The following is a 19,562-nucleotide window of genomic DNA, read 5'->3' as shown; positions in this document are numbered from 1 at the left end:
ATCAATGTCCTGCAAGCTGATGGAGCGCGGTAATGACGCGGGTTGTGTCGTCATGAGTCATGTCCGGGAAAAGAGGGAGAGAACAAATACGCGCGCTGTTCCATTCCGAATTCGGAAGCGATACATCAGGAAAACGCTCGCGGTAGTATTTTTGGGTGTGCGCCGCGCGGAAATGAAGGCCGGTGCCGATGCCTTGCTCCTTAAGCGCCGCCATCAGGTTGTCGCGTGAGATCCCGCAGCGCGCTTCATCAACGCGAATAATAAACAGGTGCCAGGCGTGAACGTGTGGCCATGACGGAATGCTCAGCGGCTGGAACGGCGTATCGGCAAGCTCGCGCAGGTAGCGTTGCGCGATTGCCTCGCGGCGTAGGTTGGCCTCTTTCAGCTTACCCAGCTGTACCAGCGCCAGCGCGGCGTTGATATCTGCGAGGTTGTACTTAAAGCCCGGGGAGATCACTTCGGCCTGCGGCGCGCGGCCGTGCGTCTGGCGGTCATAGGCATCCACGCCCAGGCCGTGGAATTTCAGGCTGCGGATCCGCGCGGCAAGCCGGGCGTTATCCGTGACGACTAAACCACCTTCCGCGCAGGTCATGTTTTTGATGGCGTGGAAGGAAAAAATCGCCGTGCCTTTCCAGCCCACGTGACGGTTCTTGTAGTACGTTCCGGCGGCATGGGCCGCGTCTTCAATCACCGTAATACCGTGACGCTCACCGACGGCATGAATGGCGTCGATATCACACGGCGCGCCGGCGTAATGCACGGGAATAATCGCTTTGGTACGCGGGGTAATGGCGGCTTCAACCGCTTCCGGCGTCACCATCAATGTCTCGTTGTCCACATCGATCATGACCGGCGTGGCGCCCAGCAGCACGATCATATTCAGCGTGGAGACCCAGGTTTGGGAGGGGGTAATGACCTCATCGCCCGGACCAATATCCAGCGCCATCAGCGTGACGTGCATGCCCGCCGTCGCCGAGCAGACGGCAATCGCGTGCTGGTTCCCCGTCAGCTGACAAAATGCCGCTTCAAGTTCCTGATTTTTAGGCCCTGTGGTGATCCAGCCGGAGGTTAAAACCTCCTGCAACGCCGCTAATTCCTCACTACCCATCGACGGGCGGGAAAAAGGCAAAAAATCACTCATCATTAATTTCCTTGCAATAAGAATGGCACGCGCTTGATATTAACCAATTACTTTTTCGTTTATTTCAACGAACCATAAACTCATATCAAGGTATCGTTCATTTCTTAGGGAAAAATTAAGATGCGTAATTTAGTTGTAACAAAACCAATATTAATTCATTTATAAACAATGGCTTATGCAATTATGAATTATTTATTTCGTGATCAAACTCAATTTTTACAAAATGTTATTTTAAACCAAACATAAACAAACAAAAAAAAATCCCGGTTATTTCTGTAAAAGCAGAAATAACCGGGAACTTTTCTTTTTAGTTAACTGTCGCGCTTATTTTAAGTTATCGGGAAAGTTTTTCGGTAACTCGCTGGCCGCGCAGGCAATCACGCTTTCGTTGTTCGCACCGCAGTCGCGTACAAAGGTGATGGTGGCAAATTCGTCAATCACTTCTGTTGGATATGCCGGCCCCGCATCGCGATAGCTGTTCATCAGCGGAATATGGTCGTTCTGGAAGCAGACGGTTTTTTCCGGGTTGTTCATGACCCAACGCGGGAAGAAGATGGTGCCGTGGAACAGTTTGTCGCCCAGGTTCACAATCAGGCTAACGTCCGTACCGGTTGGCTCGGTCCAGGAGATTTTATAGATGCTCTCCCCTACCCGCACGATGTAAGCCTGCTGATCTTTAACCCAACGGTTTGCCACCAGGCCGCTGTGAATACGGTAGTCGAGAGTAGTCTCGTTTTTGACGTAAATTTCGTAATTCCAGCCGTTGTCATAGGTATAAACCAGATGTTTGCCAACGAAGCCGCTTAAGTCGTGTTTGTCGAATGTGTTCATAAGATGTCTCCTTCGTTTTGATGAGACGATCTTAAGCCTTCAAAAAATGAATGAATAACGCTATGTTTTAATCAAATTCATCCAATTTTTAGATAAATTATGCACAAGACGACGCTGGAACAGTGGGCCTTACTGGAAAAAGTGGTGGATGCGGGCAGCTTTGCCAAAGCTGCAGAAGAAACCCACCGCAGTCAGTCCTCGGTGAGCTATAACCTGTCGCTGCTGCAGGAGCGGCTGGGCGTGGCGCTGCTGGCGCCGGAGGGGCGCAGGGCGGTGTTGACCCCGGCCGGTGAACTGCTTCTCGGCCAGGTGAAACCGCTGCTGAAAGCGTTTTCGTATGTCGAGACGCGCGCGGCGACCCTTCGTAACGGGATGCGCACGCGGCTGGACCTGGTGGTGGACTCGATTTTCCCACGCCGCCGCCTGTTCGCCATTCTGCGTCAGTTCCAGCAGCAATATCCGCAAACTCAGGTCCGCCTCACGGAGGTGCTGGAAAATACCCGCGCCGATGCCATGAACAACGAGGCCGATGTGATGGTTTTAACCCGCCGCCAGGACATTACCGGGCTCGGCGAATGGCTGATGAACATTGACTTTGTCGCCGTGGCGCATCACCGGCATCCCCTCTTTAGCCTCGACGCGCCGCTGAATGATGAGATGCTGCGCCCGTGGCCGCTAATCCAGATTGCGGACAGCCAGAACGCCGCGCGGGCTGCCGGCGAGTCGTGGACGTTCTCGACCATCGACGCTGCCATAGAGGCGGTCGTCTCGCAGGTCGGCTACGGCTGGCTGCCAGAGGAACGCATTCAGCCCCAGCTGGAGCAAGGCGTACTGAAACTCCTCCCGCTGAGCCACGGCGTTCGTCGGGCCACGCCGCTGCATCTGATCGTGAAGCGCACCCTCGCCCCGCTGGATGAGCAGGTTGAAACCCTGCTGCGCCTTTTTAGCCAGGAGCCGTCATCATCACCTGCTACGCTTTAAGGTCCGAACGTTAAAACGATAAGGAGCCGATGATGAAAATCGACTTTGCGGGGAAAGTGGCCCTGGTCACCGCCTCAACCGGCGGGATCGGGTTTGCCATTGCCAGAGGCCTGGCAGAAAGCGGCGCGGAAGTGATCGTTAATGGCCGCAGCACCGACTCGGTGAACAAAGGTATTCAGCAGCTGCAGCAGGTTGTGCCTGGCGTGCAGGTGCGTGCAGCCATTGCCGATCTCAGCACCGCGGAAGGGGTTGAATCGCTGCTGAAGGTTGCGAGCGACGTCGATATTCTGGTGAACAACGCCGGGATTTACGGCCCGCAGGATTTCTATGGCACCGACGATGAAACCTGGGAGCGCTACTGGCAGACCAACGTGATGTCCGGCGTGCGCCTCTCCCGCGCCCTGCTGCCGGGCATGGTGAAAAAAGGCTGGGGCCGCGTGGTGTTTATCTCCTCCGAGTCAGCCTGCAATATCCCGGCAGACATGATCCACTACGGGGTGACCAAAACGGCACAGCTTTCGCTGGCGCGCGGGCTGGCGAAGTTCGTGGCGGGAAGCGGTGTGACGGTGAACAGCGTGCTGCCGGGCCCGACGATGTCCGACGGTTTCGCTGAAATGATGAAAGATGAGATCGAGAAAACCGGTAAATCGCTGGAGCAGCTGGCGAAAGAATTTGTCATGACCAACCGCCCCAGCTCGGTTATCCAGCGTGCCGCCACCGTTGAAGAGGTGGCTAATATGGTGATTTATGTCTGTTCGACGCAGGCCTCCGCCACCTCGGGCGCGGCATTGCGCGTCGATGGTGGCGTGGTGGATGACATTATTTAATGTCGTCAGGCAGCGCTGCCCGCGACACGACGGGCGGTAATGTAACGATCCTGCCAGTAGTCATCAGTCAGGGTTGATACCGTTACGCCCTGGCTGCCGGAGGCATGAATAAACTGGCTGTTACCGATATACACGCCAACGTGCCTGCGGTTCGGGCCCGTCTGGAAGAAGACCAAATCTCCCGCCTTCAGACGGTATTGCGCTACCTGTACACCGCGATGGATCTGCTCGCTCGTCGTGCGCGGCAGATAAAGATGCGCCGCATCGCTGAACAGATGCTGCATAAGCGCGGAGCAATCCACTCCGCGGTGCGTGGTGCCGCCCCACTGATAGTGAGTCCCTTTCCATTTCTGGTATTGATCCAGTATCCGGGAGCGGAGTGGGCCTGTCTCCTGGTGAAGCAGGGCCGACTTCACCGGCGATTCCGCAAATGTGCTATCGGCGGAGATCATCGATGCGGGCAACTGAAAACTCAGTGCGGAAAACGAAGCAAAACTTAACGTGAGGATTGAAATAAGCGATCTGAATGTCATATCTAAACAGGAGCTAAGAGTTAATTTATCCTTACCTGTGGGGGCCAACGTTCCCCCGAAATATCTTTCGATGTGGCGATAATATAGACTGCTCACTTTTTCACCAATCATTATTGAGGCCAAAATTGGACTCACTTTCAGATCGCAAGATTGAGAAAAAAAAGGGTGGTGATGTAAGGACTGTTCAGATAAAGCAGGTAAACTGATCGACAGAATGTGTAATTCAGCTAAGACGTATTTATGACCAATATGATTGCCGACGAGACGGTGGCGAAATCCAGCGTGCTCTCTGTCTTTGACTTTGACGGGACGCTCACGCACCACGACAGCTTTATCCCTTTCCTGCGTTTTGCCTTTGGGAAACGCTACTTTGCGGGTCGTCTGGTGCGCATGGCGCTGCCCACGCTCCACTGCGTGCGCCGCAAGCTGACGCGTGATGAGCTGAAGGAAGTGCTGATTAAAACGTTCCTGACGGGCGTGGACGAACACTGGCTACGCCAGCAGGCGGAAGCCTTTTGCGAAAAATACTGGAACAAGCTGATGCGCCCCGAAGGGGTTCTGGCGGTGGCGGCTGAGGTAAATTCCGGCGCGGAAGTGACGATCTGCTCTGCGTCGCCGGCGCTGGTGCTCCAGCCGTGGGCGGACAGGCTCGGCATTAAGCTGATTGGCACGCAGCTGGAAGTGAAGGACGGCAAGCTGACGGGACGCATTACGGGCAATAACTGCCGCTGCGCCCAGAAAGTGGCGAGGCTGGAGAAGGTGTATGGCGATCTGAACGACTATCATCTGCGAGCCTGGGGCGACACCCGCGGCGACCACGAACTGCTGGCCGCGGCGCAGGATCCACACTGGCGGCACTTCCATCACCCACGCAAGCGCCGGAATTCACCGATTAAGGGTTAGGTGCGGTCTGTTGCCCTCACCCCAGCCCTCTCCCACAGGGCTGAGGGTTCCCCACAAATTAATGCTAGCACTGAACAATCCCCTCGCCCCTATGGGGAGAGGGTTAGGGTGAGGGGAACATACGGCTGTGGTAGTCATTCCGTTCACTTTATGTTCCCTGCTACTCTGTAACGACATGACCGGTGAACGTGCCAGGGTGGCTCAGTCGCCACCACCCTGGCGACCCGGGCTCCCGGCGGTAAATCGCCGCTTCGCGGTGCCTTCGGCTTATTCCTTCCGGCTTATCGGGTACGGGCGGAGGTAACATCCCTGTAAAGCCCGCCCTCTCGGCGCATCCCTGCGCCTCGCCCCGGCCTGCAGGAAACGCCTCAGCGATTTACAGCCGGACCAGAGCATCGCTGAAAGCCTTAAATCGTTCTGAAACAACGTTAATGCTTCTGCTTAAAAATTACTGGGGATTCCTCAGCCCACAGGGAGAGAGAGAAAAGCGGTGCATCAGGCCTCACGTTTCCCCGGGAACAACACGCTCGCAATAATCCCCAGCGCCAGCACACCTAACACCACAAACAGGCTGGCCGTCGCGCCAATGCTGTAACCGTGGTGCCAGAAGTGATCGGTCGCATTCAGACCCAGCTTGAACGCCACGAAGAACAGCAGCAGCACCACCGCTTTCTCCAGGTGCACCAGATACTGCTTAAGCGCTTCCAGCACAAAGTAGAGGGTACGCAGGCCGAGAATGGCGAACATCATGGCGCTGTAGATAATCAGCGGCTCGCGGCTTACCGCAATAATCGCCGGTACGGAGTCAAAAGCGAACATCACGTCAGAGAGTTCCACCACCGCCACGCAGAGCAGCAGCGGCGTTGCGTAGCGCTTCGCCTTCTTCACGCGGCCAACCGTTACGTCCTGGTTTTCCGGCTTTTCAAGCTCCGCATCCACCTCTTTCTGCGTCAGGATAAACGCGTTGCTGCTGATTTTGGGCCAGACGGGATAGAAGCGTTTCACCAGGCGATAGGCAAGGTGGCCCGAGTAATCTTCCACTTCGTCACTTTCTTCATTGCGCTTGAGCATCATCACCGCCGTCCAGCCGACGACCAGCGCAAAAATAACCTCCACGTACGGCCCCAGGCTCAGCAGGCTGGTGCCGATCGCCACGAAAATACCGCGGAAGACAATCGCCCCCAGCACGCCCCAATAGAGCACACGGTGACGGTACTTATCCGGCACGCCGAACCAGGCAAAGATCGCCATCATCACGAACAGGTTATCGATGGAGAGCACCTCTTCCAGCGCGTAACCGGTGAGGAACAGGCTCGCCATCTCGGCGCCGTGGTGGATGTACAGAAAACCGGCGAAGGCCATCGCCATCGAGAACCAGAAAACGGACCACATGGCCGCACTTTTCAGCGAAACAGGTTTATCGTGACGGTGCATGAAGAGGTCGATAAACATCGCCCCAACGGCCATCACCACAAAGACAACAACGGTTTCAGTCGGGAAACCGAGATGAGCAGAAGCCATGAATCTATCCTTAACCTTCATCTGCGCGCTGGCAGAGGCAACGTTTGCAACAAAAAAAAGAAAACGCCCGTATCACCGGGCAAGAGAATAATAATAACACTTCTTGACGCCAGCCCGGCAATGTAAATGTGATGTTAAAAGTGCCAGGATTTCTCTTACGTCTTCCGGGAAGGCAACGTGTTCTTCCGGAGATTATTCTTTCATTATTATGAAAGTTTTATTATCTGAGCTGAACCTGACACACGGCAAGTAGTAAATAAGCCGTAAAATTCTCACACTGAATTGCTGATAAAACCCTGATAAAAACAACCTAACTCATTGATTTTAAAACCACCAAAGACAAATCATGACGTTCTCACTTTATTTTTTTTAAACGCTTGTTAACCTGACCCAGAAAAATATTCAGACTTCTTGTGATGGAAGTTTTTCACATGGACTGGTAAGCGATGATGAATATCCACCTTAATGTTTCATATTAGCGGAATATCCACATCCCGTGACCACAACAACGCTTTCGAGTGACTAACCCGAAATAATACTGTTCTACCTTTTACACACTGAGGAATATTTTAAAAAATGAATAAATCCGTTATTACCATGGGATTTTTATTGGCTGCAATTGCCAGTCCTTCCAGCCATGCAGCGCCAGGTAAAGGCGCAGGGACGATTGAATTCACGGGTATGATTACCGCGAGCACCTGTGATGTCGATATTAACGGTCAGGGGGGGAACCCAACGATCGATATGGGTACCATCTCGTCTTCAGCATTTAAAGAAAAAGGTGACGTTGCGGGTATTCACCGTATCCAGATAGAACTGTCTAACTGCGATACCGCCGTCCTTAAATCAGCCGGAGCACGATTTGGCGGTGCCTATGATGCTAATGACAATAATCTGCTCGCGCTTAAAACCGGTGGCGACGCCGCAACGGGTTTGGGTATTGAATTCCTGAATGAAGATGGAACATCGTTAAAACTGGGCGACAACCCGAATAAATTTGTTCCTATTACCGGTGATGGCACCACGGGGGCAGCCACCCTGCTGTATTCAGCCCGTTATAAAGCATCCCTGGATGCTGTGACCGCCGGTAAGGCAGATGCGGTTGCGGATTACACCATTATCTATAAATAAATCATTCAACTCAGTTCCGGGCAATGAATAACAGCCCGGAACGCAAGGACGTTTTATGTTAAGGAAACGCTATCTGACGCTGCTGGCTCTGCTCTTTGGCTCTTGTATGTCACACGCCAGTGTGACCTTATCCAATACGCGGGTGGTATATCATGCGGACAAGAAAGAGAGCAATATTACAGTCAGAAATAATACTGCCAGCCCGTTCCTGGTACAGAGCTGGGTACAGGGCAAAGATTCACAGGGCACCAAAGCCCCGTTTATTGTGACGCCACCGCTTTTTCGCATGGATGCAGGTAAGTCCAACGCGCTACGTATTATCTATAACGGCGCGCCTTTACCGCAGGATCGCGAGTCGCTTTTCTGGATCAACGTAAAATCGATCCCCTCCTCTTCCAGAGAGGATATTAATAAACTGCAGATAGCGGTAAATACCCGGATCAAATTATTTTATCGTCCGTCAAATTTAATGGATGAACCCACGGATATTAGTAAGAATGTGCAATGGTCTGTTAAAAATAACGAACTCATTGTACGCAACAACTCGTCTTATTATATTTCCTTTGCGGAGGTGAAGATCAATAACAAAGCATGGTCAGAGATTGACATGCTCGCGCCTAAAAGCAGCACAACATTCACGCTCAGGAACACGCTTTTGAAAAACAATGCCACCGTGCAATGGAAATATATCAATGATTATGGCGGCAACAGCCAGTTAATCACACAAAAAATAGAATAACGATTTTAAAACAATAACCTCACAGGGGTATTTTTTCATGACTATATTTTGGGGCATTCGTCCAGCGCTTTGCTTTGCCTGGATATTACCCAGCGCATTATACGCCAGTGATTACTTCGACCCGGCCTTTCTGGAAACGGGTGGCGCGCCGCGTACCGCCGTCGATCTTTCTCTCTTTGAGAACAAAGAGAGCCAGACACCCGGCGTTTATCGTGTTGACCTGTTTATTAACAATAAAATGTTCGACACGCGCGATATCACGTTTCGACTCGAAGAGAACGCGCAGCATAAAAATATCCTCGCACCGTGCCTCAGCGAGGAGACGCTCCAGTCGTTTGGTGTTAAAACGGCGGCATTCCCGTTGCTCCGGGACGATACCCAGGGCTGCGCGAGTCTGTCGGCGATCCCTCTCGCAAGCAGCGAATTTGACTTCAGCGAGCAGGCGTTAAGGCTCAGCATTCCCCAGGCGGCCCTGGACAGCCACGCTCACGGCTACATCGATCCTGCGCGTCGGGAACAGGGTATTCCGGGCCTGATGCTCAGCTACAACTACAGCGGCGCCACGTGGACCTCGCACAACGGGACGGGAACCGATAGCCAGTACCTCAGCCTGCGTCCGGGACTGAACGTTGGACCCTGGCGTTTACGCAATTTCTCGACCTGGAGTAACAGCCAGGGACAAGCTGGGCGCTGGGAATCGGTTTATACCTATCTGCAGCGTGATATCAGCGCCCTGAATAGCCAGCTGATTGTCGGGGATAACAGTTCTACCGCAGAAGTCTTTGATAGCACCCCGTTTCGCGGCGTTCAGCTTTACTCGGATGAACAGATGCTTCCGGGCAGCCTGCGAGGCTATGCGCCGGTGATCCGCGGTATTGCTCGTACTAATGCCCAGATCACTATTTTTCAGAACGGCTACAGCATTTATCAAAGCTATGTCCCGCCCGGTGAATTTGTCATCAACGATCTTTACCTCGGCAGCAGCGGCGAGCTGAAAGTTGTGGTGAAAGAGGCGGATGGCAGCGAACAAGTCTCTTTAGTGCCTTACGCGTCGTTAGCGGTTATGCAGCGGGAAGGGCAATACAAATATGAAGTCATTAGCGGCAGCTATCGTTCCAGCAGCAGCGATGCTGAGAATGCCCTGTTTTCACAAGGGAGCCTGATTTACGGTCTGCCGTGGGAAACCTCGATATACGGAGGCATGCAGGCTGCCAGCCAATATCAGTCCCTGCTTTTTGGCATGGGTAAAAACATGGGCGATTTTGGCGCACTGTCATTTGATATTACCCAGGCCTGGGCCACCACTAAACAGGCAGAGAAAAACCGGGGACAGTCGCTACGCCTGCGCTATAACAAAAATTTGCTGTCTACCGGCACTAACGTTGCGATTGCGGGCTATCGCTACTCGACGTCCGATTTCTACACGCTCGGTGAAACCCTGAGCAGCTATCACTCGCAACCCTCGCGCCTGGATCGACGCCGTAGCCGTACAGAACTGACGCTAAACCAAAACCTGGGAGAAAACCTCGGCTATCTCTCCGCCATGCTGGTCAGCGAGGACTACCACACGAGCCAAAAACGCACGACCTCCGCCACGCTGGGCTATGGCAACAGCTGGAACGGGATCAGCTATAGCCTGAATTACAACCACTATCTGAACGTGACAAAAGAGGATAACCAGCGTCTCTATAACCAGGACAATCTGTTCAGCCTGAGCGTGAGCGTCCCTCTGGACAAATGGCTCCGCTCCACGCGTGCCGGTTACACCTTCTCTGCGGCGGAAAAACGCTCGCCAGGCCACAGTGTTTCCCTGAGCGGCAGCGCCCTTGAGGACAATAACCTGAACTGGAGCGTACAGCAGAATATCAACCCAGGGAGCCAGGCAAACAGCAGCGATGCCTCGCTTAGCTATAACGGACGCTATGCGCAGGTTGGCGCCGGGTATGGCTATAGCCGGGACGCGCAGCGGCTGAATTACAGCCTGCGCGGGGGCGTGCTGGTTCATCCTCATGGCGTCACGCTGGCACAGTCGCTGGGTGAAACGGTCGCTCTGGTTGAAGCGCCGGATGCCGCAGGTGTCAGCGTCCGTAACCACACTGGCGTGCGCACCGACCCCTGGGGCTATGCGGTGGTGCCTTACCTGACACCTTATCAGGAGAGCAATATCCAGCTGCGTCCCGATACATTACCTGACGATGTCGAGCTGGAAAGTAACAGCCATAAAGTCGTTCCCACCCGGGGGGCCATCGTTCGGGCACGTTTCACCACGGCGGTGGGTAAACGCCTGATGATGACGCTGAAAGATGCGCAGGGCAAACCCGTTCCGTTCGGTGCCATTGTTTCTCAGAATACCACCAGCAGCATTGTGGGTGATGAAGGCAGCGTATTCCTCACCGGGATGGCAGAAAAAGGGACGTTAGACGTGAGCTGGGGTAAGAAACCCGATCAGCGTTGCCAGGTTCACTATCAGCTTTCTGGCCAGGAACCCACGATTAGCGGAATTGTGCAGTTAACGCAGACCTGCAAATCATCCGTTAATAAATAAAGGAATTAAAAATGAAAAAATTAACGTTACTCGCGTGCCTGGCAGCAGGGGGATTGATGGGCGCGCCAGCTTATGCTGATGTTGTAGGAAGCTGCTGGCCGACATCAACCGTATCTGGTCAGGCGCACAAGTTTGATATTATCGAAAACCTTACTGCCGACGACGTACCCGGCACAACCCAATCCGCATGGAATAATAAAGGTAATTTTAATGGTATCTGCTTCTGTCAGGACTCCAGCTTGCAAGAAAGTATCTTATTTCTATTTACCAGTTCGAAACTGGGCACAGGAGGCGGCAAACGTAACGCAGACTTTATCTATTATCCTCTGGATGCGGAAAAGGGTATTAATATCGGTATAAATGTCGTTCTTGGTGGCGAGGATGAATTGCGGTATATCCCGGTTGATTTGAGTAATACCGCCGGTGTTGATAATGGACGTCCTGCGACAAATAACTGTAATGATAAAAACGACCATACTCTGTTCGCAACCGGCTCCAGCGGGACTGTCTCTCTGGAATTAACTAAACCGCTTCCTTCAGGCCGCATTGATATTCCTATGCAGGAATTAGTGACCATTTTTGCCAAAAAACAGACGGGGAGTTATGACAGATCCAGACCTTTTGTCACACTTAATTTCCAACTGTCAATTGATATTCCACCACAATGCATGATTAATGACGGGCAAACCATCAAGGTCCCGTTTGGCAGTATTACCGCGAATGAATTTAAGCCCGAGGCCACCGGTAAGCAAAAAAGCGTGGATATTCGTGTGACTTGCAAAAATCCTGAAGATGAAAGCAAGGTGAGTATTAAGTTCCGCGCGTCCGATTTTAATGGCTCTGGTTTTATCAAGACCCATAATGATGAAGGTGAGCGCAATGATTTAGGGATAAAACTTGAACACAACGGGAATAAAATTGATAGCAACAGTTCGGCCGTACCAACGCAGGAGGGGAATGTCACTATTATAGCAACACCTGTCCAACAAGGAGAAAAGTCTCCACAACCGGGAAAATTTGAAGCCACATCCACGCTGGATTTCGAGTTTAAATAAAGAAAAAACTTAATACAGCGTAGAAACCTCTTATTTCCCGGCAACACATAGCGCTATACAAATGAGTTGCCGGGTATGAAAAATGGATTTGTATAAGGATATATACTATGAAACTCAAAACGAAAACGCGTGTAGCGCTTTGCGTTGCAGCTTTATCAGGTACTGGCATCACGGCATCACAGGTTATTGCCAGCGATATCGAGCCTTATTCTGTCCCTGTATCTATTAAGGGTGAAAAACAAAAAGACTATTTCGGTATGACGATGACCACGATCGGTAAGTTTTCCGATAAGGACAATGGTTCGCATATCGCGGGTGAAGATATTGTCATTACGGCTCCCTGGGGGGATGGCGCAAAAGGGATCGCGTACGTCATTTTCGGGACTTCCGGTGGGAAACCCATGCAGCAAGTCAATAACGTAGGTGAATTCGATCCGCAAAACGCGCTTAAAATTATCCACAGCAATAAAGCGAATAAGCCTGGCTCAGTGACGACAAAATGGATGGGCGTCGCGGTACGTAAAATAGGTGATATTAACGGCGATGGATATGATGATTTAGTCATCGCCTCCCACTGGCATGATCAGGTCTATATTATCTGGGGCGGACCGCATCACCGTACCGGCGCGCGTCTTTCTAATCAGATTGACCTCAATGATATCGACAACGGCGACGCTCGCCTGGGTATTCGCATCCGTACGGTGAATTCTTCAGGCAATGCGAATACCGGCGGCTGGTTTGGCGCCGCGGTAGGCCCAATTAAATATAAAAATTCTGCCGTGGCTAACAAGATGGTCGATCTTGCTATCGGCGATATCGAAGGCACGGGCGGACGCGGCGGCGCCGTCATTATCTACGGCGCTCAAAAGCCAGGCGATCAGTGGCAGAACATTGATATTAAGCGCAACAACCTGGGCGACTGGGAGATCCCTGCCGCGACCGGTGCCTATATTCGTCCGCAGATGACCGCCACCAACGGTCCGGATAAACCCCTTAACGCCAACCTTGGGCAGCAGATCAGCGATGTCGGGGATATTAACGGCGACGGCTTCAGTGATTACCTGATCGTCGACCCGGAATCGGTCAATGAAGGCCGTAAATCAGAGAACAGCGGCACTGATGGACGCGGCACGGCCTATCTCGTCTACGGCAGCAGCTTCAATCAGGGGAATCTCGACATCGCCTCGCTAAACTCGACGCAGGCAACCCGCATTCACGGTATGGGGGCGGCTTTCCTGGGTGGTCAGTCCGGCGGAGGTGAAGGAAGTAACGATCATAGCGCGTATACACAGGATAAGCCCAATAACGGCACCATTACGCCATTAGGTAATTTCCTGAATGCTCACGCTAACGCTTTTGCGATTAGCGCCCCTGCCGACATGGGTATTGATAAAAAACGTTCCGGGCTGGTCTGGATTATTAAAGGTAAGGCCGACGGCAGTAAGCTGCCATCGTCTCTGTTCCTCGATGCGGCGCACACCCGGCTGAACTACAACAAAACATTTAGCGTACACGATGGCTATGCTATTTACGCCGACAGGCCTGGCAGCAAGCTGGCAGGGTTCGGGAACAGCATTCTCGGTAATGTGGACTTGAACGGCGACGGTAAAAAGGATCTGGTGATTGGCGATCCGAATGCGGTGAACGGCAGCGGCACGCAGGTGGGTGCCGTGTATGTCATCAACGGCGGTAAAAGCCTGGATGACTACGCTGACGATGAAGAAGGCATGATCAATATTAATACGCTGGTGAGAGAAGGCGTTGCGAAAGTCTACTGGGGTAAAAATCAGTATGAAAAATTCGGCGCGTCCATTGCGGCCGGGAGCTTCAATGGCTTCACTCAGGACAGTCTCGCCATTGGTTCTTACCGTGATAACACCTGGACAGGTAAGGTCACCTTCCGCATTGCGGATTACGCTATACCGGATTAATGCTTACATCATCTGAATGGGCAACACCGCCGGGGAGGAGACTCCCCGGCAATTTATTGCGCATTTTGCTGTGTAGAGACATTAAAGTTGTATCCTTTAACCTGAAAAAGACTTTAAAGTTGTAAAGTTTTAAAAAAACACATACAAAACATGATGCTAAGTGTGTATCACACGCTGTTCCAACATTATGCCTTGATGTTCTTGCAGGAACTGCAATTTACAGGAGGAAAAAGGTGTTTTTGTAGTTATCTGGCGTTACGTGACAGTGTTGGTCAGATACTTCCACCTCTTCAGAGTTAAAGTTTGATATATGGGAAAAAAAACGCTCCCGGACGGGAGCGTAAGCCAGTGACTTCGGCGTCAAATGAGGGTCTAACAAGTGGAGCTGCGGGTTAATTCTGGGTGATCTGACTGCGATGCTTATCAGCCTGCTGCTGGTGAACAACGGAAGACTGACCATTATTCGCCTTCTCATGTACAGCTGCGGCCTTCTCATGCTCGCTCATTTCAGAAAATGACTTTGCTGTTTCGTTGGTAGCTCCGGGTTTAGCTTTCATCATTTTTTTATGCATTTCAGCCATGTCCTGGTGGGCAGCAGAATTGCTGTTTTGCATCATGTCATGGGACATTGCGGCCTGATCGTGACTGCTCATATCCATCATTGTCATGCTGTCTCCCTGAATTGCACTTTTTTCAGCAGATGACTGCATCTGGTGGGCAGGTGCCTGTGCATTATTTACCTGGTCATGCATGTTCATTGTCTCTGCAGCCATGGCAGATGAAGCGGCAGCCATAATGGCAACAAATGATACGAGAATCTTTTTCATGGTTGGGTCTCCGGTGTTTACATACCCAAACAATCAATGGCTTATAACAGAGAAAGCAGTTGATCTCAGGGCGGGTTAATCATCACTCCAGGAACCAGGTGATTGTGTTATCACGCTGCTCCTGATTTATGAATAATTATAAAAAACCGCCTCTGTTTATCGCGTGACTGAATGATGACAATTTTGTCACCTTCCAGGTTTCTCCTGAACAACGGGATTAATCCATTAACAGGCGCACTTTGAACACAATTTCACGCCCCTGCTGTTCTGCTGACAGCTCGCCGCCGTGAGCATGAATGATCGACCTTGTAATTGATAATCCCAGCCCCGCGCCTTCCGTGTTGTAGAACCTTGATGAGTCTGCGCGATAGAACCGGTCAAACAAACGTTCCAGATTAGCGGGAACCTGGCCGGACATCGTATTCGTAATCATCACGTTCACACAGTCACTGTCACGCTCAAGGTGTATCGCTGTACAGGTGTTATCGGGAGAATACTTGATTGCATTGGAAAGCAGGTTACTGAAAGCACGTCGGAGCATATCGCTGTCTCCGGCAACAACGCCCTCTCCTTCAACCGTGATTGTCTTTCCTGTTTCGTCTGCCAGGGGCTCGAACAACTCACGTAATTCATTCAGTTCGGCTGCCAGATCCACATCATGTTTATCCAGCCGCAGCAGACCATGCTCTGAACGTGCCAGAAAAAGCATGTCACTGGTCATTCGTGACAACCTTTTCAGTTCTTCCAGGTTAGCGAATAAAATTTCGCGGTAATGCGAAACATCCCTTTCCTTAGCCAGTGCAAACTGCGTCTGCATCATCAGATTACTGACTGGTGTGCGCAGCTCATGCGCGATGTCAGACGAGAAATCTGACAGTTTCCGGAATGCCCCCTCCAGGCGATCAAACATATTATTGAACTCCTGCATGGTCTCAGAGATTTCCGGCGGAGCCAGATCGGGATTTAGACGCTGATCCAGGCTGTGTACGGTCATGGAGGAAGCCAGACTGGTCATTTCCCGTAGCGGTTTCAGACCAATACGTGTGGTCAGCCAGCCCAGAAAAACAGAAATAAAGACCAGACCGATATTGAACCAGAACAGCCAGGTACTGAGTTTGTCCATAAACAGGGTGTGATACCCAGTATCCGTGGCAACCGTAATGATGACATGTTTGCTTTTACCCTGTTCCGGCGTCACGGCAACCCGCCGCGAGATACTGCGGTACACGGTGTTATTTTCTTCCGTCTGGATCATATAGTCGAGAATATCACCCGACTTATTAAGCAGGACCGCTGGAACAACAGAATTTTTGGCATAGAGTTCAACAATTTTTTCATTTTCCATGTTTTTTATAGAAATGAATAAGCCATTGTGCCCCACCATCGCATCGTTTATTTTTTCTGATAATGACTTAATATCCGTTTTGTTCCTGAACGTCTCTGTTTTAAGAAACTCTTCGGTGAGCTGAAGTTTACCTGTCAGAAAATCGCGGTCCTGATTATCGAAATAGCCATTAAGGGTGCTAATCAGGATAAAACTTGATAACCACCATACCGTAAGCATCACCGCAGAAAAAATCAGGCTCAGGCGTGTGGTCAGGGAAATTTTGAACCTCACTCTTCTCTGATCTCCAGGACATATCCGGCACCGCGAACGGTATGGATCAGTTTTGGCTCAAAGTCATCATCAATTTTACTTCTCAGACGTCTCACGGCGACATCAATCACATTCGTATCACTGTCAAAATTCATGTTCCAGACCAGGGACGAGATAAGACTCCTGGGTAACACTTCTCCGGTGCGTTGCAGCAGCAACTCAAGCAGAACGTATTCTTTACCGGTGAGATGGATCTTCTTCCCCGAACGGATCACGGTCCGGCGCACCATATCAACGGTCATATCGGCGATGGTGCAGACTGTTGCGGCCTGCGAGCGTGCCCGGCGCAGTAGGGTTCTTACACGTGCAACCAGCTCCGTAAAATCAAAGGGCTTAATCAGGTAGTCATCTGCGCCAAGCTCCAGTCCTTTCACTTTGTCCCGCACGTTGTCCTTTGCGGTTAAAAACAGGACCGGTTCTTCGTGCCCGGACTCCCTCAGTGCGCTGATGATTTGCCACCCGTCGAGGAAAGGCAGCATCACGTCCAGTATTATCAAATCATACTGTCCCTTCGACGCGGCCCCGAGACCATCGCGGCCATTATTAAAGAGATCGGCCTGATAGCCTTCCTCAACCAGTCCCTGCTGCAGGTAACGACCTGTTTTTTGTTCGTCTTCAACGATTAAAATACGCTGCATGGTCAACTCGCTGATATGAAAGTAAAAATCTCACGCATGAGCTTTGGCTGTCCCCTAGCTGACCTGAGACGGAGCAAGCATTCCGAGCCACGCTACGGCGCCCAGAATGATAATCGCAACAACGAATTCTGTCAGGATGCTGTTTCGCATCAGGGCAACGCTGCGATCATAATTCCCTTCCCTGACCATAACTTCAAGCCGGGGACCCAGGTGAAACCGGTTTGCTGCAGCCAGAAGAAGCATCAGAACAAACAGAGCCGTCTTGGCAAGCAATATCCTCCCCCAGGAACTGTTGAATAAGGGAGTTAAGTTACCCTCAGCAATATACAGATAGTTGACCAGCGCACTCAGGATCAGGGCTACAACAATCACCGTTCCTGCCGTGGCAAATTTTGCCAGGGAGTCAGATATCACAATGACGCTCTGTGCATTATGCTCGTTTCTGCGCATCAGCAGGATAGCAAATGCAACCAGAGCACCTGTCCAGGCACCTGCAGCGCCGAGATGGGTCAGATCGCTCAGTAAATGGAGATAGTAATGCAGACCGTCATGCATAACGGCGTGTCCTCCCCAGGCAAGTGTAGCCAGCGCCACGCCCCCACTCATCGTCATCAGCAGGCAGGACAATACTCTCTTATTAGTGTAAAGGAACAAAGCACCGAGTGTGGTAAACAGGGCACAGAGCCTGACAATCCAGCTAATACCCACATCAGTTTCTTCTATCACCATCTCGATAACATGGATGGATAATTCTCTGAGGTCAGTTACTCCACTCATGGCATTAGATACCAGGAGCATATTAATGCCAGTAAGAATGATGCCTGTAACAACAGCAAAAGTTATAAACGACCTGAAATTAGTCAGGTTATAGGTTTCATGTCTGACACCGCTTATTCCATATATCTGAAAAAATGGCAATCCAAATATTACCATCAAATCCAGATAAAGAAGAAAACGAATAACAATCATAATCAGGTCGTTCATAATATTACTTCACTGTAAAGGTGTAATTACCGGTAATAGGGTGCGTATCTGAAGAAACCGCGCGCCAGTCAACACGATAAGTGCCAGCGGGTAAAGGCTCTCGCGGAATAATGACCATCGATTTAGGGTCAGCGCCTGGCGCCACTTTTGCCGCGACCGGCATCGGAGAATGTGATGACATGCCTTTCATACCCGTCATCGTTAATTTTGCACCTGAGAATTTCACGGTCAGATTTTCCGAGAAATTAAGCTGAATCTTTTCCGGGGCCGCTACGGCTGAATCAGCCTGTGGCACAGAGCTTTTTAATTCCGGATGGGCCATAGCAGAGAAAGCAACGCCCATAACGAGGCCACCTGTAAGAATGGCTTTATTTAAAATCGACATTTTATTTACCTGTTTAGTTGAGTGTTTTATATCAGTGCGTTAAAACCAGATTCTGGCTCCCGCCAGGAATACTACCTGATGGTCTTTCTCACCTTCTCTTTTCGCCATATCGGATGTTTTCCCGTAAAGTTGATTCCAGGAAACGCCTATATAGGGTGCAAACTCACGGCGTATTTCATAGCGCAGCCGGAGCCCCAGCTCTGTGTCAGTCAGTCCCCTGCCGCGACCCCGCGATTCATCATCCTGACTGTAGAAATTCACCTCATAGGATGGCTGGAGTATGAGCCGGTTAGTCAGTAAAACGTCGTATTCTCCTCCCAGACGAAGGGCTGCTTTTCCGCCATTACTGACAAAACCCGTAATTTCAGACTCAAAATTATAGAGTGCCAGCCCCTGAAAACCGACAGCAGCCCAGGTCCGGGCAGAAGCAGGTCTGAAATCCTGCCTGACACCCGCAACCAAATCCCACCATGGGCCAACCGCATGTCCCCAGAGTAACTGCGCTTCAGCCGCCTCCGTTTCCCCATTGCTTCGTTCACCTTCACTCTTTAGCCAAATCCGATCTGTGTCGCCTCCAATCCAGCTGTTAACACTCCAGCTGAAATTGTTGGTGTTATCCGACCGTTGCCATTCCAGTTGATCCAGCAGAACCAGATAATTAATCGCACTGTCGTGAATCGCATGCCCCTGTAAATTGCCGAATGCAGCCTTCCGGTCGGCATCGGTAACAGGCGGAATTGGCGTTCTGCTCTCAGTTACAATGGGCTCCATTGACGTCATCTCAGTGAAATTCTCATCTGCTGGCATCTGCATGGCAGACATGTCGTGCCCGGCGTGGGGATCTGCAGAGACGGAGCCCGCCGCAATAGAAAGCTGTGAGGTAAACAAACCGGCGACCAGAACAGGTATGGCCTTCAAATTTCTCTTCATTCG

General features: G+C 51.3%; 18 protein-coding genes. 8 read left to right on the top strand and 10 right to left on the bottom strand.

Going from position 1 to position 19,562, the window contains the following annotated elements; translation table 11 throughout:
• Position 1 precedes the first annotated feature (1 nt).
• On the bottom strand, positions 2–1,141 hold the full coding sequence (gene arnB / locus ACMWL8_RS12065; RefSeq protein WP_045259393.1) for a UDP-4-amino-4-deoxy-L-arabinose aminotransferase: 1,140 nt from the start codon (positions 1,139–1,141) through the stop codon (positions 2–4).
• 324 nt (positions 1,142–1,465) lie between these two features.
• Entirely contained in the window at positions 1,466–1,972 is a 507-nt protein-coding gene (locus ACMWL8_RS12060; protein WP_028014722.1) for a phenolic acid decarboxylase, read from the bottom strand.
• A gap of 99 nt (positions 1,973–2,071) precedes the next feature.
• On the opposite strand from ACMWL8_RS12060, the gene ACMWL8_RS12055 reads away from it, so the two are divergent.
• Both ACMWL8_RS12055 and ACMWL8_RS12050 read left to right on the top strand, forming a co-directional pair.
• Positions 2,072–2,953: a LysR family transcriptional regulator gene (locus ACMWL8_RS12055; RefSeq protein ID WP_045259394.1), complete on the top strand. Its 882-nt coding sequence runs from the start codon at positions 2,072–2,074 to the stop codon at positions 2,951–2,953.
• A 32-nt stretch (positions 2,954–2,985) separates the two neighbouring features.
• Entirely contained in the window at positions 2,986–3,780 is a 795-nt protein-coding gene (locus ACMWL8_RS12050; RefSeq protein ID WP_028014724.1) for an SDR family NAD(P)-dependent oxidoreductase, read from the top strand.
• 5 nt (positions 3,781–3,785) lie between these two features.
• On the opposite strand, the gene ACMWL8_RS12045 is transcribed toward ACMWL8_RS12050, so the two are convergent.
• A complete protein-coding gene (locus ACMWL8_RS12045; RefSeq protein ID WP_045259395.1) occupies positions 3,786–4,313 on the bottom strand; it encodes an NlpC/P60 family protein in 528 nt (175 codons plus the stop codon).
• A gap of 240 nt (positions 4,314–4,553) precedes the next feature.
• Between ACMWL8_RS12045 and ACMWL8_RS12040 the strand changes: the two genes are divergently transcribed.
• Positions 4,554–5,216 carry an HAD family hydrolase gene (locus ACMWL8_RS12040; RefSeq protein WP_028014726.1) on the top strand — a complete coding sequence of 221 codons (663 nt, stop codon included), beginning with the start codon at positions 4,554–4,556 and terminating at the stop codon, positions 5,214–5,216.
• A gap of 495 nt (positions 5,217–5,711) precedes the next feature.
• On the opposite strand, the gene ACMWL8_RS12035 is transcribed toward ACMWL8_RS12040, so the two are convergent.
• Entirely contained in the window at positions 5,712–6,737 is a 1,026-nt protein-coding gene (locus ACMWL8_RS12035; RefSeq protein ID WP_045259396.1) for a TerC/Alx family metal homeostasis membrane protein, read from the bottom strand.
• A gap of 576 nt (positions 6,738–7,313) precedes the next feature.
• Here ACMWL8_RS12035 and ACMWL8_RS12030 point away from each other — a divergent pair.
• The 5 genes from ACMWL8_RS12030 to ACMWL8_RS12010 all read left to right on the top strand — a co-directional run bounded on the left by ACMWL8_RS12030 (position 7,314) and on the right by ACMWL8_RS12010 (position 14,138).
• A complete protein-coding gene (locus ACMWL8_RS12030; protein ID WP_045259397.1) occupies positions 7,314–7,868 on the top strand; it encodes a fimbrial protein in 555 nt (184 codons plus the stop codon).
• Positions 7,869–7,923: 55 nt separating this feature from the next.
• A complete protein-coding gene (locus ACMWL8_RS12025; RefSeq protein ID WP_041911869.1) occupies positions 7,924–8,607 on the top strand; it encodes a molecular chaperone in 684 nt (227 codons plus the stop codon).
• Between the two features lie 37 nt (positions 8,608–8,644).
• Complete coding sequence (locus ACMWL8_RS12020; protein ID WP_065366017.1) at positions 8,645–11,152, top strand: fimbria/pilus outer membrane usher protein; 2,508 nt, start codon at positions 8,645–8,647, stop codon at positions 11,150–11,152.
• A gap of 11 nt (positions 11,153–11,163) precedes the next feature.
• Positions 11,164–12,207 carry a fimbrial protein gene (locus ACMWL8_RS12015; RefSeq protein WP_045259398.1) on the top strand — a complete coding sequence of 348 codons (1,044 nt, stop codon included), beginning with the start codon at positions 11,164–11,166 and terminating at the stop codon, positions 12,205–12,207.
• Between the two features lie 107 nt (positions 12,208–12,314).
• On the top strand, positions 12,315–14,138 hold the full coding sequence (locus tag ACMWL8_RS12010; protein ID WP_045259399.1) for an integrin alpha: 1,824 nt from the start codon (positions 12,315–12,317) through the stop codon (positions 14,136–14,138).
• A gap of 392 nt (positions 14,139–14,530) precedes the next feature.
• On the opposite strand, the gene pcoE is transcribed toward ACMWL8_RS12010, so the two are convergent.
• The 6 genes from pcoE to pcoB all read right to left on the bottom strand — a co-directional run bounded on the left by pcoE (position 14,531) and on the right by pcoB (position 19,559).
• Positions 14,531–14,965, bottom strand: a complete 435-nt coding sequence (gene pcoE / locus ACMWL8_RS12005; protein WP_000723069.1) for a copper resistance system metallochaperone PcoE — start codon at positions 14,963–14,965, stop codon at positions 14,531–14,533.
• A 217-nt stretch (positions 14,966–15,182) separates the two neighbouring features.
• Positions 15,183–16,583 (bottom strand): copper resistance membrane spanning protein PcoS, encoded by a 1,401-nt coding sequence (pcoS, locus tag ACMWL8_RS12000; protein WP_001211180.1) that lies wholly within the window; start codon positions 16,581–16,583, stop codon positions 15,183–15,185.
• Positions 16,580–17,260, bottom strand: coding sequence for a copper response regulator transcription factor PcoR (pcoR, locus tag ACMWL8_RS11995; RefSeq protein WP_001188930.1), 681 nt, complete (start codon positions 17,258–17,260; stop codon positions 16,580–16,582). Before pcoR ends, pcoS begins: the two co-directional genes overlap by 4 nt.
• A 54-nt stretch (positions 17,261–17,314) precedes the next feature.
• Entirely contained in the window at positions 17,315–18,193 is an 879-nt protein-coding gene (pcoD, locus tag ACMWL8_RS11990; RefSeq protein ID WP_229692861.1) for a copper resistance inner membrane protein PcoD, read from the bottom strand.
• 55 nt (positions 18,194–18,248) lie between these two features.
• Positions 18,249–18,629, bottom strand: a complete 381-nt coding sequence (gene pcoC, locus ACMWL8_RS11985; RefSeq protein WP_000025662.1) for a copper resistance system metallochaperone PcoC — start codon at positions 18,627–18,629, stop codon at positions 18,249–18,251.
• Positions 18,630–18,668: 39 nt separating this feature from the next.
• Complete coding sequence (gene pcoB / locus ACMWL8_RS11980) at positions 18,669–19,559, bottom strand: copper resistance outer membrane transporter PcoB (RefSeq protein ID WP_001378118.1); 891 nt, start codon at positions 19,557–19,559, stop codon at positions 18,669–18,671.
• Positions 19,560–19,562: the final 3 nt, after the last annotated feature.

It is taken from the genome of Enterobacter sp. 04-C-12-SI-ECC (assembly GCF_047530715.1).
In the GTDB taxonomy this organism is placed as follows: Bacteria; Pseudomonadota; Gammaproteobacteria; order Enterobacterales; family Enterobacteriaceae; genus Enterobacter; species Enterobacter bugandensis.
The sequence above is the reverse complement of the archived record's forward strand: the minus strand, read 5'-3'. Positions and strand labels throughout refer to the sequence as shown.